General features: G+C 63.0%; 18 protein-coding genes and 1 pseudogene. 1 reads left to right on the top strand and 18 read right to left on the bottom strand.

Going from position 1 to position 21,017, the window contains the following annotated elements:
• The 17 genes and pseudogenes from AMB_RS05855 to AMB_RS26955 form a co-directional block, all read right to left on the bottom strand.
• Positions 1-2,553, bottom strand: a complete 2,553-nt coding sequence (locus AMB_RS05855; RefSeq protein ID WP_231848997.1) for a VapE domain-containing protein — start codon at positions 2,551-2,553, stop codon at positions 1-3.
• The gene (locus AMB_RS05850) at positions 2,514-3,311 is read right to left on the bottom strand and encodes a hypothetical protein (protein WP_011383565.1); all 798 of its coding nucleotides are present in this window, start codon (positions 3,309-3,311) and stop codon (positions 2,514-2,516) included. The genes AMB_RS05855 and AMB_RS05850 overlap by 40 nt, the downstream gene beginning before the upstream one ends.
• Before the next feature lie 10 nt (positions 3,312-3,321).
• Positions 3,322-3,549: a DUF6511 domain-containing protein gene (locus AMB_RS26315; RefSeq protein WP_231848996.1), complete on the bottom strand. Its 228-nt coding sequence runs from the start codon at positions 3,547-3,549 to the stop codon at positions 3,322-3,324.
• A 140-nt stretch (positions 3,550-3,689) separates the two neighbouring features.
• Positions 3,690-3,917, bottom strand: coding sequence for a hypothetical protein (locus AMB_RS05840; protein ID WP_011383563.1), 228 nt, complete (start codon positions 3,915-3,917; stop codon positions 3,690-3,692).
• Between the two features lie 17 nt (positions 3,918-3,934).
• Positions 3,935-4,678 (bottom strand): hypothetical protein, encoded by a 744-nt coding sequence (locus AMB_RS05835; protein ID WP_011383562.1) that lies wholly within the window; start codon positions 4,676-4,678, stop codon positions 3,935-3,937.
• 17 nt (positions 4,679-4,695) lie between these two features.
• The gene (locus tag AMB_RS05830; RefSeq protein WP_011383561.1) at positions 4,696-5,532 is read right to left on the bottom strand and encodes an ATP-binding protein; all 837 of its coding nucleotides are present in this window, start codon (positions 5,530-5,532) and stop codon (positions 4,696-4,698) included.
• A 92-nt stretch (positions 5,533-5,624) separates the two neighbouring features.
• On the bottom strand, positions 5,625-6,104 hold the full coding sequence (locus tag AMB_RS05825; protein WP_011383560.1) for a hypothetical protein: 480 nt from the start codon (positions 6,102-6,104) through the stop codon (positions 5,625-5,627).
• Positions 6,101-6,376, bottom strand: a complete 276-nt coding sequence (locus AMB_RS05820) for a hypothetical protein (RefSeq protein WP_011383559.1) — start codon at positions 6,374-6,376, stop codon at positions 6,101-6,103. Before AMB_RS05820 ends, AMB_RS05825 begins: the two co-directional genes overlap by 4 nt.
• Positions 6,370-6,621, bottom strand: coding sequence for a helix-turn-helix transcriptional regulator (locus AMB_RS05815; RefSeq protein ID WP_043743558.1), 252 nt, complete (start codon positions 6,619-6,621; stop codon positions 6,370-6,372). Before AMB_RS05815 ends, AMB_RS05820 begins: the two co-directional genes overlap by 7 nt.
• 118 nt (positions 6,622-6,739) lie before the next feature.
• Positions 6,740-7,378: a hypothetical protein gene (locus AMB_RS24975; RefSeq protein WP_148207311.1), complete on the bottom strand. Its 639-nt coding sequence runs from the start codon at positions 7,376-7,378 to the stop codon at positions 6,740-6,742.
• Between the two features lie 283 nt (positions 7,379-7,661).
• Positions 7,662-8,048 carry a hypothetical protein gene (locus AMB_RS05805; protein ID WP_011383557.1) on the bottom strand — a complete coding sequence of 129 codons (387 nt, stop codon included), beginning with the start codon at positions 8,046-8,048 and terminating at the stop codon, positions 7,662-7,664.
• Positions 8,048-10,144, bottom strand: coding sequence for an HlyD family efflux transporter periplasmic adaptor subunit (locus AMB_RS05800; protein WP_011383556.1), 2,097 nt, complete (start codon positions 10,142-10,144; stop codon positions 8,048-8,050). The genes AMB_RS05805 and AMB_RS05800 overlap by 1 nt, the downstream gene beginning before the upstream one ends.
• Before the next feature lie 2 nt (positions 10,145-10,146).
• Positions 10,147-11,433 carry an efflux RND transporter periplasmic adaptor subunit gene (locus AMB_RS05795; protein ID WP_011383555.1) on the bottom strand — a complete coding sequence of 429 codons (1,287 nt, stop codon included), beginning with the start codon at positions 11,431-11,433 and terminating at the stop codon, positions 10,147-10,149.
• Positions 11,430-12,155, bottom strand: a complete 726-nt coding sequence (locus tag AMB_RS05790; protein WP_011383554.1) for an efflux RND transporter periplasmic adaptor subunit — start codon at positions 12,153-12,155, stop codon at positions 11,430-11,432. The genes AMB_RS05795 and AMB_RS05790 overlap by 4 nt, the downstream gene beginning before the upstream one ends.
• The gene (locus tag AMB_RS05785) at positions 12,155-13,867 is read right to left on the bottom strand and encodes a TolC family protein (RefSeq protein WP_148207310.1); all 1,713 of its coding nucleotides are present in this window, start codon (positions 13,865-13,867) and stop codon (positions 12,155-12,157) included. The genes AMB_RS05790 and AMB_RS05785 overlap by 1 nt, the downstream gene beginning before the upstream one ends.
• A gap of 20 nt (positions 13,868-13,887) precedes the next feature.
• Complete coding sequence (locus AMB_RS05780) at positions 13,888-19,182, bottom strand: putative Ig domain-containing protein (protein WP_231848995.1); 5,295 nt, start codon at positions 19,180-19,182, stop codon at positions 13,888-13,890.
• 492 nt (positions 19,183-19,674) lie between these two features.
• Positions 19,675-20,028 (bottom strand): annotated as a pseudogene (locus tag AMB_RS26955) (DUF4347 domain-containing protein); the annotation flags it as partial.
• Between AMB_RS26955 and AMB_RS26310 the strand changes: the two are divergent.
• A complete protein-coding gene (locus tag AMB_RS26310) occupies positions 19,927-20,376 on the top strand; it encodes a hypothetical protein (protein ID WP_231848994.1) in 450 nt (149 codons plus the stop codon). The pseudogene AMB_RS26955 and the gene AMB_RS26310 overlap by 102 nt on opposite strands.
• Here AMB_RS26310 and AMB_RS05775 read toward each other — a convergent pair.
• Complete coding sequence (locus AMB_RS05775; RefSeq protein ID WP_083763442.1) at positions 20,277-21,008, bottom strand: helix-turn-helix transcriptional regulator; 732 nt, start codon at positions 21,006-21,008, stop codon at positions 20,277-20,279. The two genes, AMB_RS26310 and AMB_RS05775, sit on opposite strands and share 100 nt — an antisense overlap.
• Positions 21,009-21,017: the final 9 nt, after the last annotated feature.

Here is a 21,017-nt window from a genome sequence, read left to right as displayed (position 1 = left end):
CTATCCCGTCGCGCGGGTATATCGCCATTCCCTGGAGCCCGTGGCTCTTTCGCCCACCCTGGCTTGGTATCGGGTCCAGCCTTGGGCCTTCAGATAGGCGGTGACCCGCATCTGGTCGGCACGGGTCCATCGGCCCGGCTCTATGCCGATGGCGTTCCGCAGGATCTCGCCGACCGATACGTCGGTGAGCGGTTCGGATCGGGCGACCTCCACCTCGCGCCAGTCGTCGTAGGCGCCATAGCCGTAATTGACCCGCTCCTTGTCAAAGGCCAGCCAGCGGTCGATCAAGCCGTCCCAGGCATCGCCCTGGTACCGCTCTTCCTGCTCGGCGCGGGCCAAGGCGATCAATTCGGGATCGTCTAGCCACCAGATGGCGCCCTGGCTGTACAGGGTCATAGCCTCGGCCCAAAGCTGGTCGCGGTCGCGGCGGATCGCCTCCAGGTCGATCTGGCCGCAACGGATGGGCCAGAAGCGGCGGTTGCCGGTCTCGTCGCGCAGATAGGTGTCGGGATTAACGCTGCCCGCGAATACGCACTGGCGCGGCACGTCGATGACGTAACGCTCATAGGGTGGGCGGTAGCGGTCGACCGTGCGGGTCAGGAACGACTTGATGCGGGACACCTCGGCTCGGCCGATGGCGTCCAGTTCAGCAATCTCGATGATCCAGACGCCGCGCATCTGCTGGGCGGCGTCCTTGCTACCGATCTCGGCCAGTTCGTCGGTGAACCAGTCGCCTCCCGCCAGAATCTTCAGCGCGGTGGACTTCTTGGCGCCTTGGGGGCCTTCCAGAATCAGCATGTGGTCGACCTTGGCCCCAGGGGCCATGATCCGAGCGATGGCGGAGATCATCCACAGCGAGCCGAATGCCTGGTTGAGCCGGGTGTCGGTGGCGCCCAGATGGGCGACGGCCCAACTTTCCAGGCGGCGGGTGCCGTCCCATTGTAGGCCGGTGAGATACTCGCGCACCGGATGGATGGTGATATCGCGGGCCACGGCGCCGATGCTGCGGGCGACTACCAGGGGGGAGACATTGACCTCACGGCGCTGAAGCCATTCGGCACAACGAACATTGTCGGCCTCGGCCCATGGACGAGGGACAGGACTACCATCGTCCCAGGGCAATGGCCGATTGACCATGATCTCCTGACGGAATTCGTCGAACACCAGCGCCCCGGCAAAGGCTTCGTCGCAGGACAAGGCGGTGATGACGTTGGCCTCGTTGCGCTCGGGCGTGCCGTCGGCGCTGGTACGAAGTTGGCTAAACCATGCTGGCTGAACCGTCGGGGCGTTGGCGGAGCTTCCCTGGCGACGGAGGCTGCGGATCTGCTTTTCCGTCACCGAAACCGGGATGCGGGTGGTGGCCTTGATGGCCACCAGTACCTGACGCTCTTCCACCGGATCGAGGCGGGCTTGGGCCAGATTACCCAGCAGCTTGGCGAGACTGCCCATGTCGGGCGGGAAGGTCAGCGCCAGGGCGGTATCGTACAGCATGGTGAAGTCGAACGGCATCGGCTCGGTGACGGTTGGGGCCGGGGCGTAATCCCTGGCAACAACGCCTTTGCGCAGGTCGTCGTTGAAATCATCTCCGTGCAAGGGCGACACGATGGTGGGCGGGATGCTGGCGGCGGTGAGCTGTTCGGCCAGGGCGGCGGCGGCCTGCTGACCGGCCTCGCCGGCATCGGCAAAGATGGTGACGCGGCGGATACCATCCGGCCACTGCCAGTCGCGCAAATTTCCCGCCGACAGGGCCGCCCAGGTGGGAATGCCGAAGATGGCCCAGGCCGACAGGGCGGTTTCGATGCCCTCGCCGATGCCGAGGTGGCCGTCGGCGGGAATGGGCGCAAGGCGCACGCTGCCGCCTGCAATGGGGCCGAGCATCTTTTTGCCCGGCGGAGCCTTGCCCGAACCGTCCTCCAGCAAGAAGGTGCGATGGATGCCGCCAGTGGGATTCCCCGCGCCATCACGGACAATGCCCACCAGCCCCGGCCAGCCGCGGCGGCTGTCGAAATCGGCCAGATCATTGTGGAACAGCAGGTCCGGCGATTGGGGATCGCCGATACCACGGTAGCGGAGATAGGACTCGCCCACCGTTCCGGCCAGCGGTTGGGTGGAGCCGACGATACGGGCCACCTCCAGATCATGGGTGGGCTTCGGGCTGTTGGGACGGGACGGTGCAGGTAGATCCAGCCGGGCCAGTCGGGCGGCCTCCTCGAACAAGTCCCGCTCCGACAGGCCGGTGGCGTGATGGATCAGGTCGATGGGACCAGCGCTTTCCCCGGTGGCGTGATCGAAGCCCCACCCGGCATGGCTGCCGGTCAGATGCAGGATACAGGAGCCTTCCTTGCGAGGCGTCCGCCCCGACAGATCGGCACAACGCAGCGTCCGGCGATCCTGGGCCAGACGGGCGTTGGGGAACAGTCCCGGCAGCCAGTCATGGGCGGTGGCGGCCAAACGGTCGCGGATATCGTCCAGGTCATGACGGGCTGATGCTTCCCAGACGTCGTTGAGATCGATCATCCACGACAAGCCCAGCAGCGATCCTGCCACGAACACGGGGAGTGCCAGCCAGCCGCCGTCTTGCCGCCACGGCAGACCACCGAGGTCCGTGCGGCGGCGGCGCGGGGCAGCAATTCCTGGGCATCACTGGCCTGCACCACCTGGAATGCCCTGTCGCTCATGGCTTGCGCCAGGGCCGCGTCGAACGGCACCAACTCGCAGTGGATTTCCCAGGTGTCGCGGTTGAGCGCGGTGAACAGCGCCGGGGCGGGCAGATCCATGTACGCCTGATAGAGGGCGATCTGGGCGGCATAGACCGGCTTGGACAACACCACGCCGCGCTTGACCACGTCCTTCCAGGACGACACGCCCAGCGCCTTGTTCTCCCACAAAGCGGGATAGTCCATGGCCACCGGGCCGTCGACCAGGCAGCCGTCGATATGGCCCTTGAAGCAGCCATTCAGCACCGCGAATCCAAACTGCTTGCCGTCGCGCCGTTCGGTGCGCAGATCGAACCCGGCCGCCTTCAGCCAAGCCGCCACCACGTCTTCACCACGGTGGCCAGCCTCGAAAATCCGTAAGGTGGGAGGCTCGAAGTCGCGGCCCTCGTCCTTGGGCACGGCCAGATAGTCGTACTGAATCTGGCGCAGGCATTCCCGGCCGATCCCCGAGGTGCTGACATACTGGCGGGCCACCTGGGAGCGATTGCGGGTGACCAGCATCTGGTCGATGGCGGCATTCACCGCCATGGTGATACCGGGATCGCGGTCGGGCTTCTGGTACTGACAGCCGGAGCCATGGTTGAGGTCGAGCATGGCGGCAACCTCAGAACGGAATGGGATCGTCGAAGGGAAGGCCGCTGCGCTCCTGAACGCCAGCCTGGCGCTGCATGGACTCGACGTAGCCGGTAACGGCGGATTCGATCAGCCGGTCGATATCGGCGGCGGAGCAGTTGAAGAAATGCTCCATCAGGCCCAACGCCGTCAGCGCCGCGGCGAAATGCGGGCGGGCATCCTTGATGGCCTGGGTTTCGCGGGCGGTTTTGTCGATCATGCCGTGATGATCCCCTGCAATCTTTGCTCCAGCGTCCTGGCAGCGGCGGGAACAGAAGCGATGGAATGGGTATTGGTCATGGCGCAGGCGATGGACATAGCCAAAGCCCCTGGCTTCCCGGTTGCACATCGCGCACAGGCTCAGGCCAGCAAGAACCGGGTCAGGTCCGGGTGCTGGCCCGGCTCGTCCTTGATCCGGGAACAGCCCAGCACCACGAAGCTGCTGATGGCGGCCTGGGCCATGGCCTCCAGTTCCCACAGGGCGAGAACCCTTATGGGCTGGTGCAGTTTTCCGCGGGCTTCGAGCCATTCGCCGATTGCCTTTGCCGCCTGTCGCGTGACATGCGCCTGCCATTCATCGTCGGTCATAGCAGGCGCCGTCCCGGTCAACCGTTGAGCCAAGCGGGACCAGCCGCAGTGGGCTGGGCCTGGGCGGCGGATTGCGGCTGTTGCGCCGGGGGCTGCTGGGTCCATGGCACACCGGCTTGCTGCTGGGACGACTGTGCCGGGGCGGCATCGGTGGCCCAGGCCGGGGCGTTCGTCCCGGCGGCGGCATTGGTGCTGGGCTTGCGCGGCTTGGCGTTGATGGGTTCCGGCTCCACCGCCTCACCCTTCATCACCGCCTCGTATTGCGGCTCGCCGGGCAGCACCACATTGGCCAGCCGATTCTGGTCGTGGTACTTGGGGTCGCTGGCCGGTTCCACCATGAGGCGGGCGGCGAAGGTGATGCCGTCCAGCTGCTTCAGGCCCTGCAGGACACGCTTGGCCTTGGCAGCGTCGCTCATGTCCTTGGGGTTCAGCCCCAAGGCGCTATCGACCATGGCGCGGAACGACGCCTTCGAGATATTCCAGCCCTTGGACTGGCCCTTGTCATCAACCTTGCCGCCCGCCACCGTGAAATTCTGCCAGAACTTGCGCCGCACGAACTGGCCTTCGACCACGGTGAATTCGCAATCCAGCATCTTGGCGTCGCTTTCGGCCGCCGCCTTCAGCAACCCGGCATCCATGGGCGTCGAACCGTTAACGCCGCCGGGACGGATGGTCATGCGGATCTTGGCGAAGGTGCCGTCGGGGATCAGTTCGCCCGAGGGCATCATCTGCGGCTGGGCGTCGTTGAAATCATAGGACATGGGAAAGTCTCCTGGGTTCAGGCGGAAACGCGGTTGATCTTGGACAGCAATGCCCCCAGATCGGGCGGCTCGGTCACGTCCAGGCGGCCGGAACGGTCCTTGGCGGGCAAGCCATAAGGATTGCCGGATTGGCAAACCAGACGGCGGTTGGTGGCCTTTTCATCCAGCCTCCACCCGTCGGTTTCATCTTCGGCGAACAGATGCATAGAGATGACCTGATCGACGATGCCGGGTAGTTCTCGTCCAGCCTTCGATCCCTCCATCTGCGGCTGCCAGGCGGAGGCGTTGAATTCGTCGGTGACCTTCTCCAGCACACCGACGAAGATCACGGTCTTGCCGGAGGCGTGCTGGAGATGCTTCAGGGCCTGGATTACCTCGCGCCCCAGCAGGCCGTAGGCCCCGCGCACGTCGGGCTTGCCGGTGCGTTCCGAGAACGCCTCGGGCTGGCGCTTGGCGAAGGCCATGGCCTGGCGGGTCAGGTCGGTGATGGAATCCACGAAGATGATGGAGCAGCTGGCCAGCAGTTCGAGAACGCCGGTCCCTTGGTACTGTGCCGAGACATGCTGGTGGTGACCCGCGCTGTAATGGCCATTGGGATCGGCGGACGGGTCGATGCCGCCGATCAGCACGGCCAGATCGCGGAAATCGCCGAAGCTGCGCACCGGGATGCTGACACCGGGCCAGTCCTGGACCGACTTCATGCCCGCTTCCAGGTCGATACAGACGGCATGGTCGGGCGGCAGGGTCTTCAGCAGCGAGGTTTTGCCCACGCCGGGTGGGCCGAAAATGCAGAACGATGTCTTGTTGCCGGCCGCCGACAATCTCTGGTCGGCGGTAACGATGGATACGGCCATGAGGTTCTCCAATGGTTGGAAACGACGGGGCGTTGACCGGGCGCCGAAGGGGAACCTGCCCGCCCTTGCGGAACGGGCTGCCCCGCCGTGTCTCAGGGGGTAATGGGCTTCAGGCTGAAGGTCGGCTTGCCGGTCTTGACCGTGCGGGCCGATTCGAAGGCAGCCCGGATATGGGCGGGCCAGGCGCCGTATTTACGTTCCGAGACCTTGAAGGCGAGATCGACGTATTCGGCGGGATCGTCACCACTGGCACGGATGCGTTCGACGGTGGCCGCCAACTGCTCCTGGTCCCACTCCACCTTCTTGGGCAGATCGGCGACCACGGTGACCGCGCCGTCGTCGAAGCGAACGGTCCCGGTGTCCTTGCCGTCCTGGCGGCGGTATTCGGTGGCCAGGGGGCCGTATTTACGATCCAGAGCGCCGTCGAGCAGATCCTTGGCAGCTTTGGCGTGGCGCAATGCCGCGTCGGCCTCTTCCTGCAACAGGGCCAGTGTCTCGCCCGACAGGGCGGCGATTTCACCCAACGGCATCTGGAGCAGATCGGCAAGGCGGGGGCGATTGGGAATGGTCATGACCACTTCCTCCGGGGCTGATGGTCTTTGGGCTTGATGGCGATGTAGGCGATGCGGCCCGGCTCGAGGCGGCGCTGAACCAGCAGCACCCCGCCACTTACGGCCAGCCCCATGGCGTGGCCCGCCATCCGGTGCAGTTCGGCACGGGCCTTTTCAGGCAGCAGCGACGGGCCGGAGGTTCGGTCCTCGCTCAACAGCCCTTCGTGATAGGTGATGGTGTCGCCGGGACCGGCGTTCTTGGCCCAGGCCAGAAAGGCGGCGGCGGTCAGCATCGACCACCATCCATGTGCCGGGGATCGACGTCTTCGAACCGAACCGGGGGATCGCCGTCACCCTCAAAGCCGCCATGGGTCTGCTGGGCCTCGTAGGCTTCGATATCCCCGATCCGGTAGACGATCCTGCCGCCCAGCTTCAGGTATGGAAGCCCGATTCCCCGGTATCGCCAGCTTTCGAGGGTGCGGTGGGATATGCCCCACCGTTTTGCCAGTTGCTTCTGGCATAGGAAACGTTCGGCCATGACGGCATGCTCCGCGATGAAAAAACTCGCGGAAGCATGGCGGTGGGATCAGATTCTGTACGGTGACGGGGCGTGACTCGGGCGGTGACGAACCGTCACCGTGTCCTCACCTTGACAATCACAAACGCAGTCGGACCCGGCCCAGCGGGTCCATTTCGAACAAGGCGTCGCGGTCGTGATTGCGGAAGACATGGCGCAAGGCTTCGCTGCGCGACCCGGTCTGGGCCAAGAGGTGCCGCTCAGAAACCCAAGGCGAGGATGTCGTGCTGGCGCCATGCAGAATGCGGATGATGCTGGCCTGCAAAGCGCCAAAGCGGAATGCCTTACCCCGCAACGAAACCCTGGTGTAGTCGGGACTGCACTCGAAATTTGGGATTTCTGCCGATGCGCGAGACGTCCCATTGCTGACGCTGGCGTCCACATCCACGGCACGGGCATCGATATAGATGGGAGCGTTGTTGTTTTCGATGACGTTCACCACCGAGCCGTGAATGGTGATCTTGGAGGACATGGAGCTTTTCCTTTCCGGCAGCGAGACACGCTGCTCGATGCACAGCAGCCAGGGGTTCTTCAGGTAGTAGACGCTGGCCGTGAGCCCATCTTGGGCAACGCAAATCGAGATGCCTTCTGACGTGACGTCGGAAGGAGAGGTGAAACATCTGCGGCACAGCAACAGAAACGGATCTGCCTGAGACCAATGCGGTGGATTGCCTCCTGTCAACGAGGCGGCATCTATTCGTGAACCGAGATCGTTCATGACGATCTCGGTTTGGCGGCTTTCCGAGAGCAACCAATTATATTGGCGCCCCCTGTAAATAGATGATGCATCAAGGTCATAGTTCGCAAAGCATGATGTTGTTTTTCTCGGACGCCTTCGGGGCTATAGCCAGCTTTGTTGCCGAAAGCGCGAACACAATGGCCGACGTGACAATATCCCAAGTGCTCTGGATGATTTATTGGGACGCACTCCGGGCTCACTCATTGACTTGAACTTTCCAGCAGCATTCACAAACACAGCCCCGTAGCGATGTAGATGTTATTCATGGGTCACCTTTACCTTGCTTAAGTAACGCGTCCCGAAGCACCATGAACGCGCTAGGCAAGAGTTCATCCGCGTTTCTGGGGTCGAGATGCAAATCCGCCCCGGCATCGAATTCTTTGGTGGGTGAGCCTCCGGTGCCGATGGCGATGATCCCTGGGACACATCCGAAACAGGACCGGATCGCCTCGATAGGCCGCAGGCTGTCTTCAGGGAAATCATCAAGATTGAGGATGAAGACGGATTCCGAGATGTCGGCTGAATCAATCGACGAGATTTCGTCCGGGCTGAAGATCGCCAGAGGTATTCCAATCTCGTGGAAACTGACGACGGCCTTGCGGGCAAGGTCAGATTCCTTTCCGATGAATATCGCCGCTGGAGCCGCCATCACGCCCCCCATTCACGGATGATGACGGCCGCCGCCCCACGCAAGACGCGCCCCAACAGGGAGCGGCGTTCACCATCGATGTGGACTTGCCCCCGCAAGGGGGTGGAAACGCTTTCCCCACCCACCGACAGCCGCACGCGATAGACCGCCACGTCGGGCGCCAGGGCTTTATTGTCGAAACGGGCGGGGATGGAGCCACCATAGGGCACCGTCATCTGCGGATCGGTGAGCGCCTTTACCGCCGTGCGGTCGATGGCGGTGACGGTAGCGGCACGAGCGCCGGCCATGCCTTCGGTGATGAAGGTGGCGCTGGCCCCGACCGTGATGCGCGGCAGATCATCCTCGGCCACATAGGCTTCGATCTGCCCTCCGGCCGTCAGTCCCAGAATCGGTTCCTTGGGGTTGAGCCACTGGCCGGTTTGCACCATGGGGGACAGATCAACCACCGAACCGGCAATAGGGGCGGTCAGGGTCAGGCGGGCCTGGTCCCGCAACAGGGCCGTGCGCTCGGCTGTTACGGCCTCCAGTTCCTGGGCAATGGCCTTGGCTCGGTTGCGGAAGGTGTCCTCGAATCCCACGGCTTCCAGTTCATATTTTAGAACCCCGATCCGCCGTTCGGCCTGATGCAGGCGTAGCGTCATGTCGGGATTGTCGAGCCGGGCCAGAATCGCCCCCACCGCCACCGTATCGCCGGTTGCCACGGCAATCTCGGACAAGATGCCCGGAGAGGGAGCGTAGAGCGTCACATGGTCCTTGCCCTTCAGCATGGCCGGAGCCGCAACGCGGCCGTTCCACGGCACGATGGCCAGAAGAATCAGGATGGCAAACAGGCCGAAGGTGATGCGGCTGCGTTTGGTGGTGCGGATGGCCCCGGCCCGTTTCCTCCACTCACCAAACTCCACGAAAAACGGCCGCAGCACGAACCACCCCATTTCCACCGCGAACAGGATCACCCCCACCACCTTGATGAAGAAGTGGTAGACCAGCGCGGCGATGCCGAGGAATAGGGTCAGGCGGTAGATCCATACCGCCCAGGCGAAGCCGACCATCGCGGCTTGGATGTGCGGTGGGAAACGCTCGGGGATCGCTTCACCGATCCTGAAAAGCACTTCGCGCAGATGCCAGCGGGCCAGGGCAAAGGCCCGGTTGTGCAGATTGGGCATGTCCAGCGCGTCCATGGCCAGGAAGTAGCCGTCGAAGCGCATGAACGGACTGAGATTGATGGCCAGCGAAGAGATCCAGGTGGTGGCTGCCAAGGTGAAGGCCATGCCCCGAACCATGCCATCGGGCAGCAGCCCCCAGGCCAGGGTCGCCCACACCGCCAGCGTCAGTTCGGCCAGGATGCCTGCCCCACCCACCATTAGGCGCTGGCGGCGGCTGGTCAGCTTCCAGGCTTCGTTGACGTCGGTGTACAACACCGGCATCAGCACCAGGAATGCCACCCCCATGGTGGGAACACGTAGGCCGTAGGATTTGGCGACCAGCGCATGGCCAAGTTCATGAATGATCTTCGCCACCCCCAGGGCAATGCCGAACGAGGCCAGCCCCTCCATGGAAAAGTGATCCACGAACGTCGTCGTAAAAACGTTCCATTGCCGTCCAACCAGAAATAGCCCGGCCAGCAGTGCGATCAGCGTGGCAAGGCGAAAGGCGCGCCCGCCCATCCAGCCCACCCATGGCAGCATGACATCAAGGATCTGGTTGGGACGGACCAGGGGGATGCGGAAGAACAGGTAATGGTGCAACAGCCAAGTCAGCCAGCCGGTCTTATGGGCATCGTGAATTGCCAACAGGCGGGCCACGTCCATGGGCGAGGAGGGCTTCAGCAACTGACTGCGGGTCAGGAAGTCCAGCACCTCACCGACATCTTCCGCCTCGATCCGCAGGGTGGTTTCCGCCGAGACCGCCGCCGCCACCTGTTCCGGGTCACCCAGGCGCCAGCGCGACAGCGCCTCGAAAGCGGACCATGTTAGCCGATAGAACTGATTGCGCAGCGGATCGTGCAGGGTCCAGGTGGGAGCGCCATCATGCCCCACCGGGCCATCATGAATGGTCAGTTCTTCACGCAGCGGCGGGAGGGTGGCTGCGGCGATCATGGTCAGAAACCCACGAATTGCCGCATTGTCGCCAGCGGCTTTCGGAACAACCACCAGATCAAGGGAACGGTGTCGCCATCGATGCGGGCCGTTCCCTTCAGGCCCAGACGGGGGCGGATCTCCATCTCGTCCAGGCTGGCCCGCACGCGGTGGGCAATGGTGCTGTCGGGACGGGCGCTGGCCTCGTAGGCAATGATTTTGACCTTGGCCCGCACCGGGGACAAAGGGGCGGTGTTGAGGAACAAGGTCAGCTTGGCCCCAACCTTGACTTCGCCCACGTCGGCGGCGGCAACCCAGGCTTCGACCTCGGTGTCCTTTTCATCGGCCACCGCCATCACTTTTTCCCCCACCACCACGGGCTTGCCGATCCAGTCGGTGGGATCGTCGAACACGGCGATTCCGGCACGGGGAGATTTGACGGCGATGCGGGCCAATTGGTTTTCCAGCAGGCGAACCTCGGCGGATTTTTCTTCCGCCTTGCCCGCCAGGATGGCGACCTGCGCCTTGGCCTTGGCATCGAACACCATGGCCTGCGCCGCCTGACGGTATTCGGCTTCGGCGGTGCCCCATTGGCTTCGGGCCACATCCAGCCTGCCTGCAAGTTGGGTGGCATCCAGTTCAAACAGGGCCTGACCTTCGGTGACCGTGTCGTTGGGCTGCACGGTGATATGATCGACTACCCCGTCCAGCGGCGCCCGCACGATCACCGGATGAGCAGGCGCGGAATCGGCCGGAGCCAGCACGGAGCCGGTCACCGGGAACAGCGCGACGCCCAAGGCGGCAATGGCGATAATGCGGGTGCGGCGGCTGTCCAGCGCCTTCATGCGGTCCTGCAGCGTGGTACGCGGCAACAGGGCGCGCCGCGCCGTCCGTACCAGCGCGGCTAGATGGGCCAGCAGTGCGATTTCCTGGGGGCCGAACGCTTCGTCGCGGGCATAGACCAGCATCTCTCCGTCCATGGGCAAAGCCAGGGCATGAGCGGGCAGCCAGTCGGCCCATTGCTCGGCCAAGGACTTCGGCAGATCCATGGCGGTGAATGCTGCGGGGCCGTCAAGATCGGACAGAATGCCAAACACCTGTCCCAGCCACAGCACGTAGGGCGAGCCGTTTTCGACCACGGCGGCGCCGGACAGGGTGATCACGCCGTCAGCCTTGCTCCACAACACGGCTTGGCGATAGGGGATCAGGGTGTGCGTCAGATCGACGGCCAGAAAGGCCACTTCGACGGGCCGCTTGGCAGCCAGAATGCGGCTTTGCAGATCAAGAAGCGAGAGGATGATCTCGTTCATGGCGGCGGAGCCAGCAGCACCTTGCCGCTCATGCCCGCCGACAATTCTGGAAAGCGTCCGCCAATGGTGCCGGTCACCTTGACCGTCTGGCTGACCGGATCGATGCGGGCGCCGACCCGTGTCATCTTGACCGGATAGGTCTTGGCCGTCTCGTCGATGACCACCTGGAAGCCGTGCCCCGGCTTCAGCCAGACCAGCCATTTGGAGGGCACCACGAAATCCAGCTCGAGCTCGGAATCATCCAGGATATCCAGCAGCGCTTGCCCGGGCTGGACGAATTGCTGGGAACGCACCTTTTGTTCCACCACCCGGCCATCGAAGGGGGCGGTGATCTGGCATTTGGCGACCACGGCAGCACTGGCGACTTCCTTGGCGCGGGCTTTGTCGGCCTCAGCCATCGATACGTCATTCTCCAGCTTGCCGATAGTCTGCAGCTCCAGCAGTCGCTTATTCACCGCCAACGTCTTGTCGGCCGCCGATAATGAGGCACGGGCCTCGGATAATTGTGCCTTCTGGATCGAGCAGTCGAAGGCTACCAGTGCTTGGCCCTTGGTAAACCGTTCCCCCTCACGCACGGCGATGCGCTCTACCTTGGCGCCGATCTCGGCGGCCAGGGTGGTGTAATCACGGGGCGTCAATTGAGCGCGGATGTCGCTCTGCGGGGCTTGCGCCCAGGCGGTAACCGGCAGGATCACCGCCAAGGCGTATAATGCGGCACGCATCAGCGTGCCGATGCCACATCGCCAGCCATGGGGGGGCGATTGTCATTGGGGCGCGGCGCATCCGCTTCGGACTGTTTCTCCGGTTCCGCAGGTTGCTTCAATCCCTCTCGGATAAAGCGGAAGACATTGGACAGCAGGTCGGATTTATCTTCAGTTGGAGCAACCTCCTGTGCCGCCACAGGAGCGGAAGCCGGGGCCGCGACCTCCGTCACCGCCATCTGGCCCTTACCCCACTGATCCAGACGCTTGGCGACCAGTTTCGACAAGTCACCAAGGTTCTCGGCCTTGATGCTGTCGGGCAGCAGATCATCGCCCATGGTGGCCTGCATCTTGGCGTAAGCCTGCTCGACCTGGGCGTAGGTCTGGAAGCGGCGAAGCTGCGAGGCGATGGCCGAGGCATGGCCAGCCACCCGTTCCAGCATGCCGCTGGCGTCATTGGCCGCCTTGGCATCGGAAAGTTCGGCCAGGCGCTTGTCCACCTTCCACAATTCGTCGGATTGCTCGAACTGGCTGCTGGCGTTGCGGAACTGACGTTCCGACACATGCACCTGGGCCAAAACCGCCATGCGCAGGGCGATCCGCCGGGCCTTGGCGACTTCTTCGTTGGACTCGGCATATTTCAGCGCCGAAGGGCCGGAAATCACATTCATCAGATTCCACGACAGCTTGGCCCCGGCCTCGTACCAGTGATTGTCCATCAGGAAGCTGTTGTAATCGTAATTCCGACCGGCCGAGAACGTGACGCCCGGCAGCATCTTGATGATGGCCTTCTTGGTGTCGTCCAGGGTGATGCGGCTGAGATAGCCCTGTTCGTGCAGATCCGGGTTATTGAGGAACGCCTGCTCCTCCATGCGGTCCAGGGACGTGTCCCATTGAGGCGGCGCCATGGTCTCGGGAACCGCCAGCTTAATCTCGGTGCCCGGCGGCACGTTGATCAGCGCCGCCAGCTCGATGCGGGCGGTGGATAGTTCCTGCTGGATGGCGGTCAACTGGCGCAGGGTTTCCAGCAGGGATTTCTGGTAGCGCAGGGATTCGACCGGCGCCTTCAGGTTCTCCTGCTCCACTTGCTTGGCCTTGCCCAAGGCGACACGGGCCTCGGCCACCGCCTTGTTGACCTCATCGTTCAGGGTCTGATAGGCGGCGGCCCGCCAGAAGGCGAAGCGCACCTCGGAAATCAGGTTGTGGACGGCCTTACGGCGGCGCTCGGTCGCCACCAGGGCGCGGTCTGCATTGGATTTGGCGGTGAAGTAGGTCAGGCCGAAATCCAGCACGTTCCACGACATGGTCAGGTCGACGGTCTTGGAAACGCGATCCGCCGAATAGCTGGGATTCGAGGTCGAGGTGGTCTGGGTGTACAGGTCGCGCGACCGGGTGGCATTCGGTTCCGACCGCTCGTTATAGCCAGCATTCGCCGTCAGCTTGGGCAGCAGATCCCAGCGATCCACATCGGTCTGGCCCAGGGCCAGAGCCTCCTCCATCATCTTGGACCGCTTATCCAAGTTGTAGCGCAGGGCGCGGGCGATGGCGTCGGACACCGTCAGGGGGCCGGTCAGCGGCTCCCCGCCCTTGAACATCGCCGTCCGGTCATCGACGGATTGGGTCGCCAGTTCATCCTTGGTGAAAGGCTCGGGCGTCACCGCGCAGGCAGCCAGCAATGCAACCATGGAGGCCGATGCCAGAAGCCTTCCGGCGGTGGAAAAAGTACGAGTCATATGATCCTTCCCCCTGAACATCACGCGGCCTTGCCGCCAGTCTTAAGGTTGCTGAACAGGGCGGCCTGTTTGGCCAGCCGCCCTTCCTTGCTCATGGCCCGCAATTGCTCGGACAGGCTGATCTTGCCCATCGGCTTGGCGCTCGCATGCTTGGTCCCGGAGCCGGTATCCCCGGTGCGGTCCCGGCCGTCTTGCCCCTGACCCTGGGGTGCGCCCTGGCCAGGTTCGGTGCGGCCCTGATTGCCCTCGCCAACCACGATTTTGAAGGTCTGCACCGCCTCACGGCCGTCATTGTCGCGGGCGACAACCTTGACCACGACCTCACCTTTGAAACCGGGCGGAGGCGTGCCTTCGAACGTGCCGGTTTGCGGGTTGAAGCTCATCCAGGACGGCAGCGCCGCGCCGTTCAACTGTTGCGCCGCCAGAGTCACGGTGGCGTTGGCCTTGGTATCGGCGAAGGCGTCGTGCGGCACGGTCACCGAAATTCGGCCATCAACCACGAACGCGTCCTTGAGGGGGGCGTTGACCACCAGGGCATCCCCGGCCCCCGCAGGCTTCGACGCCACGGCAACCTGAAAGGCGTTGGGGGCGGCGATGGTGGTTACGGCGGGAATGATCGTCACGGATGCCGGAGCGATGCCCGTGGCGGCGGCCTGTGCGGACACTTGACCGGCCGATTGCGTCGTCCGGGCACCAGCCGCAGGCGCATCATTTGCCGTGGGTGTCGTCACCGTGGGGATGGTGATGGTGGCGAAGCTGACGGTCGGGCCGAATCCGGTCCCGGTTCCAAGACCTGTCCCGGTGCCCGAGCCAGTACCGGAGCCCGTATCGCGAACCACCGTCCTCAAGCCATCGGCGCCCTTGTCCTTGCTGTTGGGATCGCCAAGGGGATCGACCTTGGGAGCCGGAGTAGGCTCGACGGTCGGCGTCGGTGCTGGGGTCGGCGCTGGCGCTGGTGCGGGAGCCGGTGCGGCTTGGATCGTGATGGAGCCGGTTTTGGTTGCCGTCGCGCCATGGCTGTCGGTGGCGGTGATGGTGACCGAGGCTGTTCCGGCTGCGGAGGGATTGCCGGAAATGGCTCCGGTCGTGGCGTTGATGGTCAGGCCCGTAGGCAACCCGGAGGCGCTGTAACTGAGAGTGTCGCCGGCATCGGGATCGGTGAAGGTGCCGTTGGGAATGGCGAAGGTATAAGCCGCACCCACTTGGCCGCCCGGTGGGGTCAGAGCACCACCCGCCGCGACCGGGGCGCTGTTGACCACGATATTGGCAGTGACGGTCGAGCCCCCCAGCCCGCCATTGGCATTGCTGGTCGAGGCTTGCGCCACGAAGCTGCCCGATGTCGAGCCGTTGGACGGCGTGAATTTCAGGCCAGCATTGCCCTCGGCAAAGGTGAGGAAGGTGCCGTTGGCGATTTGCGTGGTGCCGTCGTTCTTGTACAGGTTGCCGCCGGTAATGCCGGTGATCTTGAAATAGGTCACCTCGGCCCCGTCCACCGTGGCGCGGGACAGAACCAAACCGCTGGCGCTTTGCGTGTTCGGAGCCGTCGTGGCGTTGGTGACGCTGGGCGTATCGGCAATGGGGGTCAGGGTGATGGTGCTGGAGATCTGGTTGCCGGTCAGCCCCGCATCGGCATTGGAACCGGATGCCTGTACTGTGAAGCTGCCATTGCCACCGGTGGTGCTGTTGCGGTTGGCGGTGGGACGGAAATAGACATTGGTCGTCGTCCCGTTGCCGCCCCCACCGCCCTGGGCGATGAAGTCGCCGCTGTTGATCGCCTGGGTAAAGGCCGCATCCCGGTACAGGGTGCCGCCGGTGATTCCGGTGACCTTGTAATAGGTCTCCGAACCGCCCTTGGTGATGGCGACAGCCCCGGTATCGGTGTCTTCATTGACGGTGGCGTTGGCAACCGCCGCCCCCACGGCGATAGTGGCATTGATGGTCGAACCACCCAGGCCGCCATTGGCATTGCTGGTCGAAGCCTGCGCCGTGAACGAGCCATCGCCGCCGCCGGTGGGCATGAACTTCAGACCGGCGTTGCCCTCGGCAAAGGTGATGAAGTCACCATTGTTGATCTGCGTCGTGCCATCGGTCTTGAACAGATTGCCGTTGGTGATGCCGGTAATCTTGAAATAGGTCACCTCGGTCCCGTCCACCACCGCACGGGACAGCACCAGGCCGGACGAGGTCTGGGTGCTGGGCGTGGTGTTGGCGTTGGTCACGCTGGGCGTATCGGCAATGGGGGTCAGAGCAACGGTGCTGATCACGGTGCTGCCACCGAGACCGGCATCGGCGTTGGACTTGGACGCCTGCACCGTGAAGCTGCCATTGCCGCCGGTGGTGGTGTTGCGGTTGGCGGTGGGGCGGAAATAGACGTTGGTGGTGCCCCCGGCGCTGGCGATGAAATCGCCGTTGTTGATCTGAGTGGTATAGCCCGCGTCGGAATAGAGCGTGCCGCCGGTGATGCCGGTGATCTTGTAGTGGCTGGTTTCCGATCCGTCGCCCGCCGCTCGGGTAATGGCGATGGCGCCGGTATCCGTGTCTTCGTTGACCGTCGGGCTGGCGACGCTGGGCGTATCCGCCACCGGGGTGACAATGATGGTGCTGGTCGCCGTGCTGCCGCCCAATCCGCCATTGGCATTGGACGAGGATGCCTGCACCACGAAGCTGGCATTGCCGTCCTTGGTGGAGTTCCAGTTGGCGGTCGGCTTGAAATACACCGTGGTGGTGGCCCCACCGCTGGCAACGAAGTCATTGCTGTTGATTTGCGTGGTCAGGCCCGCATCGGAATACAGCGTGCCGCCGGTGATGCCGGTGACCTTGTAATGTGTCGTCTCCGCCCCGTCATTGGCCGAGCGGGTGATGGTGATGGCCTGCGAGGTGGCGTCCTCGGCGATGGTCGGATTGCTGACGCTGGGCGTGTCGGCCACCGGAGTCAGGGTGACGGTGCCGGTGACCTGGGGGCCGGTCAGTCCCGCATCGGCATTGGAGCTGGACGCCTGCAGGACAAAGCTGCCATTGCCGCCGTTGGCGCTGTTGCGATTGGCGGTGGGGCGGAAATAGACATTGGTCGTTGTCCCGTTACCGCCTCCGCCACCTTGGGCGACGAAGTCGCCGTTGTTGATGGCTTGGGTATAGGCGGCATCGGAATAGAGCGTGCCGCCAGTGATGCCGGTGATCTTGTAATAGGTTTCGGCATTGCCCTTGGTGATGGAAATGGCCCCGGAATCGGTATCTTCATTTACCGTGGGGCTGGCGACCGAAGCCCCTGCGACAGCGGTGACGGAGAGGACTTTATCGAAGGTATTGCCGGCGGCATCGGTGCTGCGCACGCGCACCGAATAGGTGCCCGCCCCCAAGGCATTGGGGTCATTGGCGCGCAGATTGCCGCTGCTGATGTTGAAGCTGGCGTTGTCGGTCGAACCGGCCCCGGCCACCAGCGCATAGGAGAAGGTCTCGCCGGTCGTGGCGTCGGTCGAGGACAAGTTGCCCACCACCGCATTGGTGCCGCCCGTGGTGCTGACGCTGCTATTGCTCAGGGCAACATCGGTGGGGGCGTGCGCGTTGATGGTAATGGGGGCATTGCTGACCGTGGTGGTATAGGCGCTGCTGGCATTGCCGCGACCATCCACCAGCACGACGTTGACGGTGGGCGAACCGCTGATCAGATCGGTATCACCGGACTGCACCGTATAGGTCGCGGTATAGGTGGTGGCGGCGGTCTTGGTCAGGTTACCGAAGGTGAATCCGGCAATCGTCGCCGATCCGCCCGTCAAGGTGTAGCTATCGCTGTCGCTGCTGACCGTGATGGTCGCGGTGACGGTGTCGCCGATCTTGTAGGTCGAGGTGTTCAACGCCACGCTGGTGATGACCGGCAAAACGTTATCGACCGTCTTGTTGCCGGTTCCTGCCGTGGTGGTGGTGTTTCCGGCATTGTCGGTGGCGGTGACGCTGATATTGCGGTTGGTGGTACCGTTGATGGAGCCGGAAACGACACTGTAGGTCGCCGTCCAGGTGCCGCCGCTGTTGGTGGCCGTCACCGCGCTGCCGCCACCAAACTGCGAGAAGTCCATGGTGACGCCGGAGATGGTGTCGGCATTGTTGTCGCCGCTGCCCGAATTGTTCCACGTCGCGGTGACGGTGTCGCCGATCTTGAAGGCGCCGCCCGTGCCCGAGGCGCCCGAGACGGCAATCTTGGCGGCGGTGACGGTCGGCGGCTGATTATCGACGGTCTTGTTGTTGGTCCCGGCGGTGGTCGTGGCATTGCCCGCATTGTCGGTGGCGGTAACGCTGACATTGCGGTTGGTGGTGTCGATGCTGCCGCTGGCGATGACATAGGTCGCCGTCCAGGTGCCGGACGAATTGGTGGCCGCCACCGCCGCGCCGCCACCGAACTGCGAGAAGTCCACGGTGGCGCTGGAGATGGTGTCGGCGTTGTTGTCGCCCGTACCGCTGTTGTCCCACGACGCGGTGACGGTGTCGCCCACCTTGAAGGCCCCACCCGTGCCGGTGGCCCCCGAGACGGAGATCTTGGCGGTCGTCACCGTGGGCTTGATGTTGTCCACGATCTTGTTGTTGGTGCCGGTGAAGGACGTGCTGTTGCCCGCGTCATCGGTGCCAGTGACGCTGACGTTCTTGTTGGTCCCGTCGATGCTGCCGTCGACGATGGTGTAGGTGGCCGTCCAGGTGCCAGATGAATTGGTGGCTGCCACCGTCCCGCCGCCAAAGGCCGAGAAGTCCATGTTGACGCCGCTGGCGGCGATGTCGCTGTTGCCATCGCCCGTGGCGTTCCACGACGCGGAAACCGTATCGCCAACCTTGAAGGCTCCACCCGTGCCGGTGGCGCCCGAGATGGAAATCTTGGCGGCGGTGATGGTCGGGGCCTGGTTGTCCACCTTCAGATTGGTGGTATCCGCCGTGGTGGTGGAGCCCGAGCCGTTGGTCGCGGTGACGGAGACGTTCTTGTTGGTGCCGTCGATGCTGCCGCTGGCGATTTGATAGCTGGCCGTCCAATGGCCGCTGCCGTCGTTGGTTGCTGTCACCGTTGACCCGCCGCCGAAGGCGCTGAAATCCATGGTGACGCCGGTAATGCCCGATTGATTGTCGCCGCTGGCCGAATCGTCCCAACGCGCGGTGACCGTATCGCCCACCTTGTAGGTGCTGCTGGTGCCGGTCGGCGTCGAGGTGATGGAGATTTTTGCATCAGTGACGGTGGGGCCAGACGGAGCAGCAACTGTTCCCGATGTCCAGGTCCCGCTTCCTGGGCCGATGATGGCAAAAGTATAAGTTCCAGTAACGCCACTGTCATAGGCGGTCATGATGACGACATAACTGGTTCCAGACGTCAGTGTGACATTTTGGATACTCGATTTGTAGTCAACACTGGTCGTTGTGTCGTCATTCGCCCAGAGAAGATTAACCAGGGGGTGCGCCGAGTCAAAGCTCCCACCGTACACGGACATGAAGACATCTGTTGGGTCAAATGAATATCCAATAATTGCCGCATCTGTTACCTTGATCGAATAAGTGCCAGTGACGGATGGAACAAAAGTAGCCGCAGTGTAATTGTATGTTGTTGGCGATGTCTGAGATATCTGCCCCCCTGTAAAGACTTCAGATGGGGCATATAAAGTCGTTCCAGGATCAGCTGCGACGGCGATATCAAAAGGAGTCCATGGGCGATTGAATGTTACTGAATTCGTGAGTGTGCCGCTAAATGTCGTTGTCACAAGCAGACTATCGTAGTTTTCAAAATAAAATGATGCTGCGGCAACGTTCCCAACAGTATATTCCAGTGTCCAATTCCCACCTTGGACACTGGCGCCCGTTTTATCTGTTGATGCGGAAACATCCGCCCCTGTTCGCGCGGCCAAATCATCGATGAATTTCTGTCCATCCGCTCCCTTGGCGATTTCGCAGCCGTAGACCAGCAGATCGCCACCGGCTTTCAGAGCGTGCCCGATTTCATCCAGTTCCGCCTGCACAACGGCTGTCGATAGACTGGTATCGGTGACGACGTCGCTGCCAACGTACAGTGCCCCCTCAGCCCCGTGCGACAGCACATGAATGGCATCAAAGCCGCTATGGCTTTCCGCCCAGGCCGCCATCTGGGCCAGGCCGCTTTGGCCGCCGCTGATCTCGACGATCTCGATCCCAGCGCCAATTCCCGCTTCCAGTGTCTTGTAGGCGCTGACGGAGGTATCGACGAACGCGACCTCTTTCTTGCCGCCGTCCTTGGACGGGTCAGCCTCACGCACCAAGGTGGGGGCGGTCACAACGGGGATCAACGCCTTGGCTGCCGCATCGGCGGCGGCATGGGCAGCATCTACTACGGCGGCACCATCGAACATCATGCGCTGTTCAAGGGCCATGATGCCCAAGTTGGCCTTGTGATATTTGCGCCGGATAACAGTCATGATAATTGCTCCTGTGCGCGCATCGCCTTAAATCGGGACGGCGCAACGCCAAAGCGGCGGGTAAAGGCGGCGGAAAAGGTGGGGACGTGCGAATAGCCCAGCGAGAAGGCGATATCCTTGATCGTGACGCCGCCATCCATCACCAGATCGCGGGCACGGATCAGACGCCAATCGACCAGCCATTCAAAGGCGGTCATGCCGAAAATGGCGCGGAACTGGGCATTGAGCTTGCGGGGAGGTACGCCCATCATGCGCGAGATTTCGGCCATGGACGGCGGCGATACCGGATCAGCCAGAAGCATGTCACGAACGGCATAGGCAATACGCTGATCATCGCCCTCCTCCGAGATCGAGACCTCGTTTACCAGCAGTTCGATGACCTTGCTCTGGACGTAAAGATTGAAAGCCGCCCCGCGATAAGGTGTGCGGGCGATATCTTCGGCGACACGACGCACCAATGCGGAATTGGCGATTTCGATCTGTCCGTATCCACCGCGCAGCAGCTGGTTCAAGCTAGAGCCATGGTCATTCCCATGCCCAAGCATGATCCGCAGCCGAGCAGAGGAAACTCGTGCCACCAAGGTATAATCACCGCCCGCCTCCACAGTCCGCCCATCGGATGTGGTGAGTTGGACGACGGCCTTCAGACGTTCCTTCCGCGCACAGGGAGGCGTTAGGATTACGTCCAATCCTTGGCCGATATGAAGATGCTGGACATCATCGGACATGCGCTCTCC

It is taken from the genome of Paramagnetospirillum magneticum AMB-1, from assembly GCF_000009985.1.
Classification (GTDB): Bacteria; Pseudomonadota; Alphaproteobacteria; order Rhodospirillales; family Magnetospirillaceae; genus Phaeospirillum; species Phaeospirillum magneticum.
The sequence above is the reverse complement of the archived record's forward strand: the minus strand, read 5'-3'. Positions and strand labels throughout refer to the sequence as shown.